The sequence below is a fragment of the Streptomyces macrosporus genome, assembly GCF_039533145.1.
Taxonomy (GTDB): domain Bacteria; phylum Actinomycetota; class Actinomycetes; order Streptomycetales; family Streptomycetaceae; genus Streptomyces; species Streptomyces macrosporus.
The window spans coordinates 1-15383 of sequence record NZ_BAAASZ010000015.1; the positions used below are offsets into that span (position 1 = coordinate 1).

Here is a 15383-nt window from a genome sequence, read left to right on the forward strand (position 1 = left end):
GGTGGTGCGGATCGCCGCCGCCCTCAAGGCCGGCCTCGCCACCGCCTGACCCCCCTCTCACACCGGTGACCGGGCAGCCGCCACCCCCGGGGCCGGCTGCCCGGAGCGGGACGGTGGGGAGGACCCGACCGGGTGCCGTCCGGTCGGCCGGACGGCACCCGGGACGGCGCCTCCCCACGGTCGGTCCATGCCGACCACAGGACACCGGATCACCCGCCCTCCTTCGAGCCCGGCGCCCGTTGGCAGTACTCCAATACCGACTACGTCCTCGCGGGCATGGTGATCAGGTCGATGACGGGCCGCTCCTGGGCGGAGGAGGTCCGGGCCAGGATCCTGCGCCCGCTGCGGCTCGCCCGCACCCTCGCACCCGGCGACCGGCCGTTCCTGCCGCGCCCCCACGCCCGCAATCACCAGCAGTTCGAACCGGGCGGGCCGATGGTCGACACCACGGTCGCCTACCTCCCCTTCGACAGGGACGCCGACGGGTCGATGATCAGCACCACGGCGGACGTCAACCGGTTCTTCACGGCCCTGGTACGAGGGGAGTTGCCGGCCCCCGCCCAACTCGCCGAGACGCAGCGGACGATCGAGATCCCCCGGGAACCCGGCAGTCCGCCCGGCAGGCGCGGCGGGCTCGGCCTCTACTGGACGCCGCTCTCCCGCGGCGGCGGGTACTGGGAGCACGGCGGCAGCGGATTCGGCTGCATCGTGCAACCCGCCGTGACCCCGGACGGGCGGGCCGCCGTCACCGTCTCCCTGCACAGCCGCCCCGCCGACCTGATCGACCACGCCTTGTGCGACGCGCGCGACGCCGAAGCCCGGTGACGACGACCGGCGGTCCCGTGGGAGACGCGCGTCGGCGCCCGGTCCACCACCCCCGCGTCCGAACATCCCGGGCGGCGCGCTCGGCCGGGGCAAAACCCGAGCGCGCCGCCCGGCGGTCCTGCCAGGATTGGGGACGACGACCGAGGACCCGATCGGGGGAGGACACATGGCAGACGGGGGAGAACGCGCGAGAGCCCGGACGGGCGGGCCGCTCTCGCTGGGCACACCGCCCGTCGCGGCGGCCGTGCTGACGGGGATCGTCGCGGTCTACATGGCCCTGGTGGCCTTCGGCAACATCACGGACTTCGACACCAACCGGCAGTTCGTCCGGCACGTCCTGGCGATGGACACCACCTTCCGGGACCCGGACCTGATGTGGCGGGCGATCGAGTCGACCGCCCTCCAGGACGCCGCCTACGTCGCCATCATCGTCTGGGAGACCCTCACCGCCCTCGTCCTCCTCGCCGCGACCTGGCTCTGGGCGGCGGGCCTGCGCGGCGGCGATCACGGTCGGGCCCGCCGGGCCGCCACCCTCGGCCTGGTGATGGTCCTGCTGCTGTTCGGGCTGGGCTTCTTCGCCATCGGTGGGGAGTGGTTCGCCATGTGGCAGTCCTCCGACTGGAACGGCCTGGACGCGGCGGCGCGGAACGTGATGCTCGCGGCCTTCGCGCTCGTGGTGGTCAACCTCCCGGCCCGGCGCGGGGACGACCGTCGGACCGACGGGACGCCGGCCGTGAAGGCGGTGGACGAGGAGCGGGCCGCCTGAGGACCGGGACGCCGCGCCGGGCCGGGCGCGGTGCCGTCAGCGGTGGACGCCGGTGCCGGTCAGGTCCCGCACGGCGGTCAGGAAGCGCTCGATGTGCTCCTCGGGCGTGCCCGCGCCGAAGCTGACCCGCACCGCGTCCAGGCTCCGCCCGTCGATCGGGGAGAGACCGGACGCGCCGCACCGCGCCGACGCCTCCCCGGCGCCGCCCAGCAGGGCCCGCACCAGCGGGTGGGCGCAGAACAGGCCGTCGCGGACGCCGATGCCGTACTCGGCGGAGAGCGCGGCGGAGAAGTCGGAACTCCGCCGGCCCTCGACGGTGAAGGAGAGCACGCCGACCCGGGGGTGGTCCTCGCCGAACAGGCCGAGCACCCGCACCCCGGGCACCTCCGCGAGACCGGCCCGCAGCCGGTCGAGCAGCACCTCCTCGCGTGCGGCCAGCGCGTCCGGGCCCGCGTCGGTCAGGGCCCGGCAGGCGGAGGCCAGCGCGTGGACGCCGACGACGTTGGGCGAGCCCGCCTCGTGCCGGGCCGGACCGTGGTGCCACTCCACCGCCACCGTGCCGTCGCCCCGGCACTCCACCGCACGGCTCGCGCCTCCGCCCGCCAGGTACGGCTCGGCGGCGTCCAGCCAGTCGGTGCGTCCCGCCAACACCCCGGCGCCGAACGGGGCGTAGAGCTTGTGCCCGGAGAGGGCCACCCAGTCCACGCCCAGCTCCCGCACCGACACCCGGCGGTGCGGCGCGAGTTGGGCGGCGTCCAGCACCACGCGGACGCCGTGCCGGTGGGCCACCTCGGTCAGTTCGGCGACCGGCCAGATCTCTCCGGTGACGTTGGAGGCGCCCGTGACGCACAGCAGGCCGGGGCCGGACGGCGCGCTCGCCAGCGCCTCCCGAAGCGCGGCCACCGCCTGGCGCGGCGAACGGGGAGCGGGCAGGTACACCGGGCGCAGCCCGTCGCGGCGCCAGGGCAGCAGCGAGGCGTGGTGCTCGGTGACGAAGGAGAACACCCGGGTGCCCGCGGGGAGCGCGGCGGCCAGCAGGTTCAGGGAGTCGGTGGTGCCCCGCGTGAACACCACCTGGCGGTCCTCGGGCAGGTCGAGGAAATCGGCGACGGTCCGCCGGCTCTCCTCGTACAGGTCGGTGGAGAGCCGCGAGAGGTGACCGGCGCCGCGGTGCACGCTCGCGTAGGAGGGGAGGTAGGCGGCGACGTCGTCCCACACCCGCCGCAGTGCCGGGGCGCTGGCGGCGTAGTCCAGGGCGGCGTAGGGCACCGTCCCGCCCGTCGCCAGCGGTACTTCCACGTCCAGGCCCAGCACCGGCAGCGGGGGACGGACGGCGGCGGGGGCGTTCGGGACCGGGGCGTTCGGGGAGGCGGCGGTGGCGGAGGTGCGGACGGCAAGAGCGGTCCTGGTCATGGCGGTGCTCCCGAGTCGTGTGGGCGTGCGCGGCGCGAGACGGGCGCGCACGGACGGGGACGTGGGCGAGGACGGGTGTCGCACCTCCACGGCGGCTGCGGGCGGCGGCGGCCCGCGCGCAGGTCGGGAGTGCGGTTCGTACCCGTGGACGCCGGACACGGACCGGTCCGGCGGGTGCTGGGAGAGGAGGCTCCGGGCCTCTAGCGCATTCGCTTCGTCATGGTGTGTCCCCTCGGTACCAGGACCCCTGGACTGCCGCGAGGGGTCCGCGCTTGCCACACGGCGTTCGTGCCGTACGGCCCGGTCTTCACCCGGGGCACCCCGCCACGGACGGAGGGTTGCCGGACAGCCAGCCGGGGCTTGAAGGGCTGTCACTCGTGACCTGGCAGGGAGTATGGCACACGGCCGGCCGAGCGCCCAACCGCGTTCCGGGCTACCGGCGCACCGAGCGCCGGACGGAGACGGCGAGAGAGGTCCGTCCGCCATGTGAGACGGCGGACGGAATCCGTGAAGGCGCCCTTGACGGGGGACGGGAGCCACTCGACACTCCGAAGCGGGAATCCTAGTGAACGGGTAGGAAATCAATGGGGCGTTCGAAACCGGGCATCGACCGCGTGGCCCGCGCGGATCGGCCGTCGCCTCTTCTGACCTCGCGCCGCCACATCGATCTGCTGCGCGTCGCCGGCGCGGCGAGACCTCTCCACTGAGGCGACGGCCCTCCGTCCGCACACCGGACACGTGCCGGCACCGCCGCGCGCCCGCCTCCGACGACGACCTCCGCCACGTCCGCGCACCGGACCCCGGACCCAGGGAGACACATGCCCGCCACACGCCCGACAGCCGTGCCGCCCTTCCGGGGCAGGATCGGCCGTGACGCCCGCAGCGGCCACTACGCCGTGCCGCACCGCTACCGCCTCCACCTCTCGCCGTCCTGCCCGCACTGTCTGCGGATCGCCATCACCCACAGCCTGCTCGCCCTCGGCGACACCGTCCCGGTGACGCTTCTGCCCGCCGTGCCCGACGGACCCGGCGGCGGACACTCCCGGCTGCGCCCGCTGTACGAGGCCAGCGCCCACCGGTACTCCGGGCCGACCCTGGCGCCGGTCCTCGGCGACGACTGGACGGGACGGATCGTCAGCACGCACACCCCCGACATCCTGCGAGACCTGGCGCGGTGGTTCGGGGGCGACGGCCCCGGACCGTACCCCCGGGACGCCGAGGCGGAGATCGAGGACGTCGAACGCCTCTGTGAACAGGGCATCGACGAGGCCGCGCAGCGGGCCGGGCAACCCGACACCGACGACACGGCACGCGCCGCCGCCCTCGACGTCCTGCTCCGCGCCCTGGGCACGCTGGAGCGGCGGATCACCCGTCACGCCTACGTCCTGGGAGACGAACCCACCGCCGCCGACGTGCGGTTGTGGGTGACGCTGGTGCAACTCGACACCGTGCACCGCTGGCACCTGGACGCGTCCGCGGTGCACCGCGTCGCCGGTCACCCGCGTCTGTGGGCCTACGCACGGCGGTTGGCGGCCCACCCCGCCTTCGGCCCCCACCTCGACCTGGACGGCATCGCCCGCAGGCACCACGCGCACTGCCGGGGACTGGAGGCGGCCGGCGCGGCGGTGCGGATCGTGGACTGGACGGCCCACGTACCGGACCGGGCCGCGGCCCGGCCGGACCGGGTGCGCCGCGACGCGGTGATCCCGGCGAGCGGAGCCTGACGGACCCGCCCGTGGAGCGCGCCCACGGCGTTTGTAACGCGAGTGTGGCGCGCACACGAAAACGCCATTGCGATGTCCTCGATCGGGCGGTGCACCGCTTGACCGCCCGATCGAGCCGCGGATAACTTCCCTTCCCATGCAGACTCCCCTGCGGTTCTCCTTCCGATTCACGCGGCGCCGCGCTGTCGATCTCAAGCGCGTTGACGCCGCGATGTGTCGCTGATCTCCACCGCGTTTTCCTCCCCGAGCGAGTCCGCTTTTCCCGCCGTCGGTGGACGCCGTGCGTCCCGACGATCCGGCTTCTTCTCACAGAGCCTTTCACCGCACCCTTCACAGAGCTTGTCACCGAGCTTTGACGATTTCCGGGAACGCCCATGCGCAAAGCAATACCCGCTGCCCTCGTGACGGTCCTGGCGGTTCACCTCCTGACCGGTTGCACGGAGACCGCCCGATCCGCCGGCACCGACACCGACCTGTCCGACAGCAGGATTCCGGAGAAAGCGTCCGCCGACACCACCATCGCCGTCGGCTCCCCCGAAACCGAAGTGGCACTGCGGTTGTCGGGGCAGATCGACAAACTTCCCTTCAAGGTCAAGTGGGTCCGGATGAGCGGCGGACCGCAGTGCTCCGAGGCGTTCCGGGCCGGTGAACTCGACGTCTGCTCGGCAGCGGAGATCCCGTCCATCCACGCACGCTGGACGGGGCTCGACACCAAATTGGTGGCCGCGGAATTCCGAAAGGACCCCCGGCGCCATCCCATCTACGAACTCGGAATCGCGCCCGGCGCGGACGTCGACACGCTGGAGGACCTGCGCGGCAAGAAGATCGCCTACAGCCCGGGCCAGGCGCAGGGCGCCCTCGTGCAGCGGATCCTGGCCAAGGCCGGGCTGACGGAGCAGGACGTCGAACTCGTCGAACTGCCCAGCACCGGGGACGTGTACCCGACGGCGCTCGGCAGCCGGCAGGTGGACGCCGCGCCCCTGGGCGGCGTCAACATCAAGCGCTACGTCACGAAGTACGGCAAGGACGGGGCGAAGACGATCGCACACGGACTGCGCGACGACCCCAGCCACCTGTGGGTGCCGACCGAATCCGTGAAGGACCCGGAGAAGGCCGCCGCCATCAGGGAGTTCGTCGAGTTCTGGGCGCGCGCGCAGATCTGGGTCGACGAGCACCCGAAGGAGTGGATCGAGGGCTACTACGTCAAGGACCAGGGCCTGTCCCGCGAGGACGGCGAGTACCTGGTGAAGGCGAGCGGCAGCCCCGACATCCCGGCGGACTGGGGGCCGGCCATCGAGCGCCACCAGGAAACCATCGACCTGCTGGCGGAGAAGACCGGCAACGAGCCGTTCGACGCGGAGAGCCTCTACGACCGCCGGTACGAGACGGTCGCGGCGGACGCCGTGGCGGACGGGAGGAAGGACTCATGACCACCGACGTCACGGAGAAGACCCTCGTGCCGGACGTGGCGACGGCGGCCGAGCGGGAAGCCGTCGAACCGGCGGACACCGCCCCGGCGGACCGGCGCCGAACCCGGCGGAGACTGGGCCCGGGCCGTCCCCTGCGGTACGGCTGGGCCCTCGGCCCCGGGCTGCTGCTCGCGATCTGGTCGATCGGCTCGGCCACCGGGCTCGTCGACCCGCGCAACCTGTCCGAGCCCTGGACGGTGGTGACCACCGCCAGCGACCTCGTCGCCGACGGCAGGCTGCAGTCCCACCTGTGGGCCTCCACCGAACGGGCCCTCCTCGGACTCCTCTTCGGCACGGTGGCCGGTCTCGCCCTGGCCCTCGTCTCCGGACTCAGCCGGCTCGGGGAAGGGGTGATCGACGGTCCCGTGCAGATCAAGCGGGCCATTCCCTCCCTCGCGCTGCTCCCGCTGCTGGTCCTCTGGCTCGGCATCGACGAGTCCATGAAGATCACCACGATCGCCCTCGGCGTCTTCGTCCCGGTCTACGTGCACACCCACAACGGGCTGCGCGGCATCGACAGCCGGTACGTCGAACTGGCGGAGACGGTGCGGCTCGGCCGGCCGCGGTTCCTGCGGGACGTGGTCCTGCCGGGAGCCCTGCCCGGGTTCCTGCTCGGCATGCGCTTCGCGGTGACCTCGGCCTGGCTGTCCCTGGTCGTCGTCGAACAGGTGAACGCCACGAGCGGCATCGGCTACATGATGGAGCTCGCCCGGACCTACGGACAGACCGACGTCATCATCGTCGGCCTGGTCGTGTACGGCCTCCTCGGGCTCCTCTCCGACGGACTGGTGCGGTGGGTGCAGAGGAGGACGCTGACATGGCGACGCACGCTCGCGGACTGATCGCGACGGAAAACACGACGGGGAACACGACGGGAAACGCGGACGGACGTCCCGGGGAGAGGCGCGAGACCGTCCGGATCACCGGCCTGGTCCGCTCCTTCGAGGGGCGGCGGGTGCTCGACGGCCTCGACCTGAGCATCCACGCGGACGAGTTCGTCGCCCTGATCGGCCGCAGCGGCTCGGGCAAGAGCACCCTGCTGCGGGCGTTGGCCGGCCTCGACCACGAGGTGGAGGGCACGGGCGGACTCAGCGCGCCCGACCACGTCTCGGTGGTGTTCCAGGACGCGAGGCTGCTGCCGTGGAAGCGGGTCCTGGACAACGTGGTCCTGGGCCTCGCGGGAGCGGAGGCCGAGGAACGCGGCCGGGCGGCGCTGCGCGAGGTCGGCCTGGAGGGCCGCGAACGCGCCTGGCCGATCGAGTTGTCCGGCGGCGAGCAGCAGCGGGTCTCGCTGGCCCGCTCGCTCGTCCGCGATCCCGAACTGCTGCTGGCCGACGAGCCGTTCGGCGCGCTCGACGCGCTGACCCGGCTCCGGATGCACGGACTGCTGCGGCGGCTGTGCGAACGGCACCGGCCCGCGGTGCTGCTGGTGACGCACGACGTGGACGAGGCGATCGTGCTCGCCGACCGGGTGGTGGTGCTGGACCAGGGACGCATCGCGGCGGACATCACCGTCGACCTCGCCGGGCCCCGCACGCCCGGCAGCCCCGAGTACGCGGCCCTGCGCGACCGTCTGCTCGGACACCTGGGAGTGGAGGCGCCGGCTCGCCGGGAGCGGGCGGAAGCGGAGGAGACGAGAGCATGACCGGCCGACAGCTGCACCTGAACCTGTTCGTCTATCCCGGCGGGCACCACGAGGCCGCCTGGCGCTACCACGGCTCGGACGTCGAACGGATCCTGGACATCGGCTACTACCAGGACCTGGCCCGCCGGGCCGAGGCGGCGGCCTTCGACGGCGTCTTCTTCGCCGACGGGCCGGCGCTCCCCGACAACGTCCGCTACGCCGGCAGGTTCCGCCTCGAACCGTTCACCTGGCTCTCCGCGATCGCCGCCGCCACGGAGCGGATCGGCCTGATCGCCACCGCCTCCACCACCTACTTCGAGCCCTACAACCTGGCCCGGCTGTTCGCCTCGCTCGACCACCTGAGTCGGGGCCGCGCCGGCTGGAACATCGTGACCACCGGCGCGCCGCAGGCCGCGGCGAACTTCGGCCTCGACGCCCACCCCGCACACGCCGAACGCTACGAACGCGCCGGGGAGTTCCTGGACGTCGTGACCAGGCTGTGGGACAGCTGGGAGGACGAGGCGCTCGTCGCCGACCAGAAGACGGGCGTGTTCGCCGACACCGACCGCATCCACACCATCGACCACGAGGGGCCGCGCCTGAAGGTGCGCGGACCGCTCAACACCCCCCGCACCCCCCAGGGCCGGCCCGTCTACGTCCAGGCCGGCTCCTCGGAGGACGGACGGGCGTTCGCCGCCCGGTACGCCGAGGCCGTCTTCACCGCGCACCAGACCCTGGCGAGCGGCCAGGCGTTCTACGCGGACCTCAAGGCGCGGGTGGCGGCCGCCGGCCGGGACCCCGGGCAGGTGCTGATCCTGCCGGGGATCAGCCCCTTCATCGGGTCGACGGAGGCCGAGGCGCGGGCCCTCCACGAGGAGTTCAACGAGCTGATCCAGCCCGCGTACTCGCTCCAGCAGCTCCACCGCGTCCTCGGCCTCGAACTGGACGAGGAGGCGCTCGACGGACCGGTGCCGCGCGAACTCGTCGACACCGGGGGCGAGCGCGGGAACGGCAGCCGGTTCCAGGTGGTCCTGGACATCATCGACCGCGAGCGGCCGACCGTGCGGCAACTGCTCCACCGCCTCGCCGGCGCCCGCGGCCACCGTGTCGTCGTGGGCACCCCGGAACAGATCGCCGACCAGCTCCAGGAGTGGTTCGTCAGCGGCGCGGCCGACGGCTTCAACGTCATGCCGCCCTGGCTGACCGGGGGCTTCGACCTCTTCGCCGACCACGTGGTGCCGATCCTGCGCGACCGCGGCCTGTTCCGCACCGAGTACACCGGCACGACACTGCGCGACCACTACGGCCTGCCCCGCCCCGACAGCCAGTACGCTCACCGCGACTGAGGACAGAAGGAATATCCATGGACATGTCCAGACGCCGTACCGCCCTGACCGCCCTCGCCTCCGCGGCCGTACTGGCTCTGACCGCCGCCGTCCCGACCGCCACGGCGACCGAACCCCGAGACCGCCCCTCCGTGGCCGTCGACTGGTACGGCACCACGGCCGAGACCATCGCCGCCGCCGGGGCGCCGACCCAGGTCACCAACAGCCGCACCTGGGCGATCGGGTGGCTCGCGGCGGCGCGCGCCACCCGCACCGTCCCCGCCCACTACGACCGGAGCGACCGCCGGGAGTACCAGGAGGCCGCCCTCGCCTCCGCGGTGCACCACTCCCTGACCACCCTGACACCCGCCCGCGCCGAGCAGTTGGACGCCGCGCTCCGCCAGACCCTCGACCGCATCCCCGACGGCCCGGCCGAGGACCGGGGCGTGGCCGCCGGCGAGCACCAGGCCCGCCTGGTGCTCCGGTCCCGGGAGGGCGACGGGCTGGACCCGGCGTCGGTCAACGCCCCCTTCACCGTGCCGGCGCCCGCCCCCGGCGTCTGGCAGCCGACCCCGCCCGCGTACGCGCCCGCCACCCAGTACGGCAACCGTCTCGCGCGGCCGTTCCTGCTGGACGGCGCGGACCAGTACCGCCTCCCCGCCCCGCCCGCCCTGGACTCCGAGCGCTACCGGAAGGACCTGGCGGAGGTGCGCGAGTACGGCGCCGTCGACAGCGAGCGGCGCACCGAGCGGCAGACGGAGACGGCGAACTTCTGGTTCGGGTCCTCCCTCACCCTCTACACCGAACCGCTGAGGGTCGCCCTGACCCGGTCGAAGGGCTCGGTGGCGGAGCAGGCCGAACTGGTGGCCCTGTTCCACGTCGCGCTGGTGGACACCCAGATCGCCACCTCCGACAGCAAGTACGCGCACCTGCGGTGGCGGCCGGTCACCGCGATCCGCACCGGCGACATCGACCCCGACCCGGAGTGGACACCGCTGCACAACACCCCGGCGCACCCGGACTACCCGAGCGGGCACGCCACCTACGCGGGCGCCGCCGAGGGCGTGCTGACCGCGCTCACCGGTCCGACGACCGCCCCGTTCGAGTTGACCAGCCCGACCGCTCCCGGAGTGACCAGGACCTACACCGCCTGGCGGCAGTTGTCGGACGAGAACGTCGACGCGCGCGTCCACTCGGGCATCCACACCAGGTACGCCGACGAGGCCGGGATCACGCTCGGCAAGCGTGTCGCCGACCACACGCTCCGCACCGCCGGGAAGCTGTTCCGTCCCCTTTGATCGTCCGGACGGCCCGACCCGCCGCTCCGCTCCGTGGCGGGGGCCGCAGGTCCGCCGTTCGCCGAGCCTCCGCCGGGCCGTCCGCGGCGGAGGTGAAGGCGGAGGGGGGAGACGGATCAGCCGGCCAGTTCGCGCGCGTGCCGCACCGCGGCACGGGGCGACCCGCGGTGCACCGGTCCGTGGCCGGGGAGCAGGACGTCGGCGTCGAGTTCCTCCAGGGCGGCGAGGGACGCCAGCGCGCGGGCGCGGTCGTGGTGGAACATGCGGGGCAGCAGGTGGGGCCCCCGGAGGGGGGAAGTGGGGTGTCCGCTGACGAGGGCGTCCCCGGTGATCAGGATTCCGGCGTCGGGCAGGTGGTAGGCGCTGTGCCCGTCGGTGTGGCCGGGGGTGTGGACCGGCACCGGACGTCCGGGGAGGTCGAGCGGGCCCGCGGACGGGAACTCGCGGGGTTCGGCGACCGGCGTCTCCCTCTTCCCGCCGGAGCGCAGCGCGTGCACGGCCCAGGGCAGGACGCCGGGACGCCACCCGTTGGCCAGGATCCGCCCGACGGAGACCTGCTGGAGGACGTCCCGGCGGACGTGGGGGACTTCCTCCCGGTGCGCCAGCACCGGCGTCCCGTACTCCGCGCGCAGGAACTCGGCCGAGCCGATGTGGTCGCTGTGGGCGTGGGTGATCAGCACGGCCGCCACGGCGCCGGGATCGGCCCCGACCGCGGCCAGCGAGGCGAGCAGCGACTCCCGGTCCTCGGGGTAGCCGGTGTCCACCAGGGTCACCGCGTCCCCCTCCTTGACGATCACCCAGTTGGTGTTGCTGCCCGTCACCATGTGGATGCCTGCCCCGACCCGGACCACCTCGGGTGCTCGCATCGCTCCCCCTCGTCCCCTCGTCACCGGGCCCGGCGACCGCCGACCCCGGAGCCCGCCACCGCGTACGTGGGGGCAAGGCTAACGGCCCGCGAACGGCGGTGGCGGGAGTCCCCGAAGGGACTCCCGCCACCGTGGCACGGAGGTTCCGAACGCTAGATCACCAGGGACAACAGCAGGACCAGGGCGCCGGCCACCACCGAGATGACGGTCTCCATGATCGACCAGGTCTTGACGGTCTGGCCGATGTTCAGCCCGAAGTACTCCTTGACGAGCCAGAAACCGGCGTCGTTGACATGGCTGAAGAAGAGCGAACCGGCGCCGATCGCGAGGACCAGCAGGGCCGCGTGCGTGGTCGACATGTCGGCCGCCAGGGGCGCCACCAGACCGGCCGCGGAGATGGTCGCGACGGTCGCCGAGCCGGTGGCGAGGCGGATGGCCACCGCGATCAGCCAGGCCAGCAGCAGCGCCGGGATCGCCCAGTTCTCGGAGAAGTCCAGGATCATCTGGCCCACACCGATGTCGATGAGGGTCTGCTTGAACCCGCCGCCCGCGCCGACGATGAGCAGCACGCCGGCGATGGGCCCGAGGGACTTCTCGACGGTCGAGGCGAGCCGCTCCCTGCCGAACCCGGCGGCGCGGCCGAGGGTGAAGAACCCGACGATCACCGCGGCGAGCAGCGCGACCATGGGCGAGCCGATGACGTCGAAGGTCCGCTGCACGGCGTTCTCGGGGTCGTCCACGACGATGTCCACCAGGGCCTTGGCGAGCATCAGCACGACGGGCAGGAGCACCGTGGCGACCGTGACGCCGAAGCCGGGACGCCTCTCCAGCTCCTCGGAGGGACGCTCGGGGATCATCCGCTCGGGGACGGCCACGTCCACCCACCGGGCCGCGTACCGGGAGAAGATCGGACCCGCGATGATCACGGTCGGGATGGCGACGAGGATGCCGAGGGCCAGCGTCACACCGAGATCGGCCTTGAGCGCGTCGATCGCCACCAGGGGACCGGGGTGCGGGGGGATGAGACCGTGCATCACGGACAGGCCCGCGAGGGCCGGGATGCCGATGCGCATCAGCGAGTAGTTGCCCCGCTTGGCCACCATGAGCACGACCGGGATCAGCAGGACGATGCCGACCTCGAAGAAGAGCGGCAGTCCGATCACCGAGGCGATGAGCACCATCGCCCACGGCATGGCCCGTCCGCCCGCCTTGGCGAGGATCGTGTCGACGATCTGGTCCGCGCCGCCGGAGTCGGCCAGCAGCTTGCCGAGGATCGCGCCGAGGGCGATCAGCACGCCCACACCGGCCACCGTGGAGCCGAGGCCGCTGCTGAAGCCGGCGATCGCCTTGTCCAGCGGGGCGCCGGCGAGGGCGCCGAGCGCCAGGGAGCCGATGGTCAGCGCCAGAAACGCGTGGAGCTTGAACTTGGTGATGAGCAGGACGATGACGGCGATGCCCGCGAGGACGGCGATCCCGAGCTGGGTGTGGCCCGCTGAGGTGATCGGCTCGACGGCGTCCGCTGCCAGCATCTCGACGCTGAGTCTGGTCACGGTCTGTTCCTTGTGATGGATGGGGAGTGAGGGAGACGGGCGGGCGCGGACGCCGGGGGAGCGGACGGGCGCCTGCCCGGGAAGAGGGGCGCCGCTACGGGACCGGCCGCCGCCGCTCGTAGGCGCGCAGGGCGCCGGCGGCCCGTTCGGTGATCTCCTCCGGGCTGCCGGAGACATCGACGGTGACCCCGGGCTCGTCCGGCTCCAGCGGCTGGAGCGTGGCGAACTGCGAGTCCAGCAGGGCCGTGGGCATGAAGTGGCCCTCACGGCGCGACATGCGCTCCTCGACGAGCCGTCGGTCGCCGGCGAGGTGGACGAACACCACGCCCGGGGCGGCGGCCCGCAGCCGGTCGCGGTAGATCCGCTTCAGGGCCGAGCAGCTGACGACCCCGCCGAGCCCCTCCCGGCCGTGTGCCCAGGCACCGATGTCGTCCAGCCAGGGCATGCGGTCCTCGTCGGTCAGGGGCACCCCGGCCGTCATCTTCGCGATGTTGGCCGCGGGGTGGAAGTCGTCGCCCTCGGCGTACGGAACACCGAGCCGGGCCGCGAGCAGGGGGCCGATCGTGGTCTTGCCGGTACCCGCCACGCCCATGACGACGACGACACAGGGGGTGCTCATCGGTGCCTCGCTGTCTTCGTCGACATCTGGATGCCACGTCACTGAAACCCAAAGGTCAGATGAAATCAAGACTCTGTGAGGAAGTAGTCTGACTTTTTGTTCGAGGGGTCCCTGCGTAGGCTGATGCCCATGAGCACAGAGTCCCGAGGGCAACACGCGCGCGTACTGGACGTCCTCGGGCTCGCCATCACGGCCGGTGAGCATCCGCCGGGCAGCGTGCTGCGCACCGACGAGCTGGCCGAGAGCCTCGGGGTGTCGCGCTCGGTGATGCGCGAGGCGGTCCGCGTCCTGGAATCCATGTGCCTGGTGGAGTCCCGCCGCCGGGTGGGCGTGACCGTACGTCCCACCACGGAGTGGAACGTCTACGACCCGCAGGTCATCCGGTGGCGTCTGGCCGGCGCCGACCGTCCCCGCCAACTGCGCTCCCTGACCGTGCTGCGCTCGGCGGTCGAGCCCGTCGCCGCGGGACTGGCCGCGCGCAACGCCACTCCCGCACAGTGCGCGGAACTCACCGAGTGCGCCCTCGGCATGGTCGCCACCTCGCGCGGCGGGCAGTTGGAGGGATACCTGGTGCACGACATCGCCTTCCACCGGGTCGTCCTGAACGCCTCGGGGAACGAGATGTTCGCGCACCTGGGCGACCTCGTCGCCGAGGTGCTGGCCGGTCGCACCCACCACCGGATCATGTTCGAGGACCCCGACCCGGCGGCCGTCACCCTCCACGTGCAGGTCGCGGAAGCGGTACGGGAGGGCGACGCCGCCCGGGCCGAGGAACTGACCCGCGAGATCACGGTGGGCGCCCTCCGGGAGTTGGACATCCTGGCGCCCTGACGCGGCGGAGGAGCGGGCCCCGACGTGCGCCGTGCCGTGCGGGCCCCGACGTGCCGACCGCCGCCCCGGGCATAGCATCGACCCCCGACATGGACATCGACATCCAGGGCTTCATGGCGCTGGCGGCCGCCGCGGCGCTCGTCGGCTTCTCCAAGACGGCGGTCAACGGGGCCAACACGGTCAGCCTCGCGGTCTTCGCGGCGGTGCTTCCGGCACGGGAGTCCACCGGCGTCCTGCTGCCCCTGCTGCTGGTGGGGGACGTGATCGCCGTGATCGCCTACCGGCGGCACGCGCACTGGCCGACGCTGCTGCGGATGTTCCCCGCGGTGGCCGTCGGGGTCCTCGCCGGCACCGTGTTCGTGGCGTGGGCCGACGACGCGCTGATCCGACGGTCGATCGGAGCGATCCTGCTCCTCATGGTCGCCGTGACCCTGTGGCGGCGCCGCGCCGCCGACGCCGCCGATGCCACCGACGACACCGACGACACCGATGCCGCCGATGGCGAAGGGCGGCGGGACGAGCGGGACCGGTCGTCCTCCCGGACCTCGGGACCGGGGAGGCGGATCGGACGGCACGCGGTGCGCTCCTACGGGGTGCTGGGCGGCTTCACGACCATGGTCGCCAACGCGGGCGGACCGGTCATGTCGCTCTACCTGCTCTCCGCCGGTTTCCGGAAGCTGGGTTTCCTCGGCACCTCCGCCTGGTTCTTCCTGGTCGTCAACGCCTTCAAGGTGCCGTTCATGGTCGGCCTCGACCTGATCAACGCCGAATCGCTGCGGCTGGACGCGATGCTGGCCGCCCTGGTGGTGGCCGGGGCGTTCGTCGGCCGGGCGGTCGTCGCCCGGATCGACCAGCGGCTCTTCGACCGCCTGGTGATCGCGGCGACGACCCTCGGCGGGCTGCAACTGCTGCTGCGCTGAGGCGGCCTCGGGCGAACCGCGGCCCGCGTCCACGGGGTCCGGGCCCGCGGTGGCCGTGCGCGGCGGAGGGTGCGGAGCGCCCGAGAAGTCCCCGGATCGTCCCGTGCGGCTGTCGGTCCACGGGCACCCGCCGTTACACTCCGGTACTGCGTG

15 protein-coding genes and 1 riboswitch are annotated in these 15383 nt (G+C 72.9%); of the genes, 11 read left to right on the top strand and 4 right to left on the bottom strand.

Going from position 1 to position 15383, the window contains the following annotated elements:
* Positions 1 to 132 precede the first annotated feature (132 nt).
* Both ABD335_RS08160 and ABD335_RS08165 read left to right on the top strand, forming a co-directional pair.
* Complete coding sequence (locus tag ABD335_RS08160; RefSeq protein ID WP_344321441.1) at positions 133 to 825, top strand: serine hydrolase domain-containing protein; 693 nt, start codon at positions 133 to 135, stop codon at positions 823 to 825.
* Positions 826 to 991: 166 nt separating this feature from the next.
* Positions 992 to 1591 carry a DUF2165 domain-containing protein gene (locus tag ABD335_RS08165; RefSeq protein ID WP_344321442.1) on the top strand — a complete coding sequence of 200 codons (600 nt, stop codon included), beginning with the start codon at positions 992 to 994 and terminating at the stop codon, positions 1589 to 1591.
* Between the two features lie 36 nt (positions 1592 to 1627).
* Here ABD335_RS08165 and ABD335_RS08170 read toward each other — a convergent pair whose 3' ends face one another.
* Complete coding sequence (locus ABD335_RS08170) at positions 1628 to 3004, bottom strand: aminotransferase class V-fold PLP-dependent enzyme (RefSeq protein ID WP_344321443.1); 1377 nt, start codon at positions 3002 to 3004, stop codon at positions 1628 to 1630.
* A 263-nt stretch (positions 3005 to 3267) separates the two neighbouring features.
* Positions 3268 to 3387: riboswitch (SAM riboswitch) on the bottom strand.
* Positions 3388 to 3588: 201 nt separating this feature from the next.
* On the opposite strand from ABD335_RS08170, the gene ABD335_RS08175 reads away from it, so the two are divergent.
* The 7 genes from ABD335_RS08175 to ABD335_RS08205 all read left to right on the top strand — a co-directional run bounded on the left by ABD335_RS08175 (position 3589) and on the right by ABD335_RS08205 (position 10444).
* A complete protein-coding gene (locus ABD335_RS08175; RefSeq protein ID WP_344321444.1) occupies positions 3589 to 3711 on the top strand; it encodes a putative leader peptide in 123 nt (40 codons plus the stop codon).
* Between the two features lie 111 nt (positions 3712 to 3822).
* Positions 3823 to 4728: a glutathione S-transferase C-terminal domain-containing protein gene (locus tag ABD335_RS08180; protein WP_344321445.1), complete on the top strand. Its 906-nt coding sequence runs from the start codon at positions 3823 to 3825 to the stop codon at positions 4726 to 4728.
* Positions 4729 to 5102: 374 nt separating this feature from the next.
* Positions 5103 to 6158 carry an ABC transporter substrate-binding protein gene (locus ABD335_RS08185; RefSeq protein ID WP_344321446.1) on the top strand — a complete coding sequence of 352 codons (1056 nt, stop codon included), beginning with the start codon at positions 5103 to 5105 and terminating at the stop codon, positions 6156 to 6158.
* Positions 6155 to 7039 (top strand): ABC transporter permease, encoded by an 885-nt coding sequence (locus ABD335_RS08190; RefSeq protein ID WP_344321447.1) that lies wholly within the window; start codon positions 6155 to 6157, stop codon positions 7037 to 7039. The genes ABD335_RS08185 and ABD335_RS08190 overlap by 4 nt, the downstream gene beginning before the upstream one ends.
* Positions 7015 to 7842, top strand: a complete 828-nt coding sequence (locus ABD335_RS08195; RefSeq protein WP_344321448.1) for an ABC transporter ATP-binding protein — start codon at positions 7015 to 7017, stop codon at positions 7840 to 7842. The genes ABD335_RS08190 and ABD335_RS08195 overlap by 25 nt, the downstream gene beginning before the upstream one ends.
* Positions 7839 to 9167: an LLM class flavin-dependent oxidoreductase gene (locus ABD335_RS08200; protein ID WP_344321449.1), complete on the top strand. Its 1329-nt coding sequence runs from the start codon at positions 7839 to 7841 to the stop codon at positions 9165 to 9167. The genes ABD335_RS08195 and ABD335_RS08200 overlap by 4 nt, the downstream gene beginning before the upstream one ends.
* A 17-nt stretch (positions 9168 to 9184) precedes the next feature.
* Positions 9185 to 10444 (top strand): vanadium-dependent haloperoxidase, encoded by a 1260-nt coding sequence (locus tag ABD335_RS08205; RefSeq protein WP_344321450.1) that lies wholly within the window; start codon positions 9185 to 9187, stop codon positions 10442 to 10444.
* 116 nt (positions 10445 to 10560) lie between these two features.
* Here ABD335_RS08205 and ABD335_RS08210 read toward each other — a convergent pair whose 3' ends face one another.
* The 3 genes from ABD335_RS08210 to ABD335_RS08220 all read right to left on the bottom strand — a co-directional run bounded on the left by ABD335_RS08210 (position 10561) and on the right by ABD335_RS08220 (position 13479).
* Positions 10561 to 11310, bottom strand: a complete 750-nt coding sequence (locus tag ABD335_RS08210) for an MBL fold metallo-hydrolase (RefSeq protein ID WP_344321451.1) — start codon at positions 11308 to 11310, stop codon at positions 10561 to 10563.
* A 152-nt stretch (positions 11311 to 11462) separates the two neighbouring features.
* Positions 11463 to 12860 (bottom strand): GntT/GntP/DsdX family permease, encoded by a 1398-nt coding sequence (locus ABD335_RS08215; RefSeq protein ID WP_344321452.1) that lies wholly within the window; start codon positions 12858 to 12860, stop codon positions 11463 to 11465.
* Between the two features lie 94 nt (positions 12861 to 12954).
* Positions 12955 to 13479, bottom strand: a complete 525-nt coding sequence (locus ABD335_RS08220; protein ID WP_344321453.1) for a gluconokinase — start codon at positions 13477 to 13479, stop codon at positions 12955 to 12957.
* Between the two features lie 129 nt (positions 13480 to 13608).
* Between ABD335_RS08220 and ABD335_RS08225 the strand changes: the two genes are divergently transcribed.
* Positions 13609 to 14310 (top strand): FadR/GntR family transcriptional regulator, encoded by a 702-nt coding sequence (locus tag ABD335_RS08225; RefSeq protein WP_344321454.1) that lies wholly within the window; start codon positions 13609 to 13611, stop codon positions 14308 to 14310.
* Between the two features lie 89 nt (positions 14311 to 14399).
* Positions 14400 to 15230, top strand: a complete 831-nt coding sequence (locus ABD335_RS08230; protein ID WP_344321455.1) for a sulfite exporter TauE/SafE family protein — start codon at positions 14400 to 14402, stop codon at positions 15228 to 15230.
* Positions 15231 to 15383: the final 153 nt, after the last annotated feature.

Bases quoted from the DNA above. Each gene is read 5' to 3' on its own strand.
- ABD335_RS08200 (WP_344321449.1), top strand. From the start codon at position 7,839: ATGACCGGCCGACAGCTGCACCTGAACCTGTTCGTCTATCCCGGCGGG.
- ABD335_RS08220 (WP_344321453.1), bottom strand. From the start codon at position 13,479: ATGAGCACCCCCTGTGTCGTCGTCGTCATGGGCGTGGCGGGTACCGGC.
- ABD335_RS08205 (WP_344321450.1), top strand. From the start codon at position 9,185: ATGGACATGTCCAGACGCCGTACCGCCCTGACCGCCCTCGCCTCCGCG.
- ABD335_RS08175 (WP_344321444.1), top strand. From the start codon at position 3,589: ATGGGGCGTTCGAAACCGGGCATCGACCGCGTGGCCCGCGCGGATCGG.
- ABD335_RS08165 (WP_344321442.1), top strand. From the start codon at position 992: ATGGCAGACGGGGGAGAACGCGCGAGAGCCCGGACGGGCGGGCCGCTC.
- ABD335_RS08210 (WP_344321451.1), bottom strand. From the start codon at position 11,310: ATGCGAGCACCCGAGGTGGTCCGGGTCGGGGCAGGCATCCACATGGTG.
- ABD335_RS08170 (WP_344321443.1), bottom strand. From the start codon at position 3,004: ATGACCAGGACCGCTCTTGCCGTCCGCACCTCCGCCACCGCCGCCTCC.
- ABD335_RS08190 (WP_344321447.1), top strand. From the start codon at position 6,155: ATGACCACCGACGTCACGGAGAAGACCCTCGTGCCGGACGTGGCGACG.
- ABD335_RS08195 (WP_344321448.1), top strand. From the start codon at position 7,015: ATGGCGACGCACGCTCGCGGACTGATCGCGACGGAAAACACGACGGGG.
- ABD335_RS08225 (WP_344321454.1), top strand. From the start codon at position 13,609: ATGAGCACAGAGTCCCGAGGGCAACACGCGCGCGTACTGGACGTCCTC.
- ABD335_RS08230 (WP_344321455.1), top strand. From the start codon at position 14,400: ATGGACATCGACATCCAGGGCTTCATGGCGCTGGCGGCCGCCGCGGCG.
- ABD335_RS08185 (WP_344321446.1), top strand. From the start codon at position 5,103: ATGCGCAAAGCAATACCCGCTGCCCTCGTGACGGTCCTGGCGGTTCAC.
- ABD335_RS08180 (WP_344321445.1), top strand. From the start codon at position 3,823: ATGCCCGCCACACGCCCGACAGCCGTGCCGCCCTTCCGGGGCAGGATC.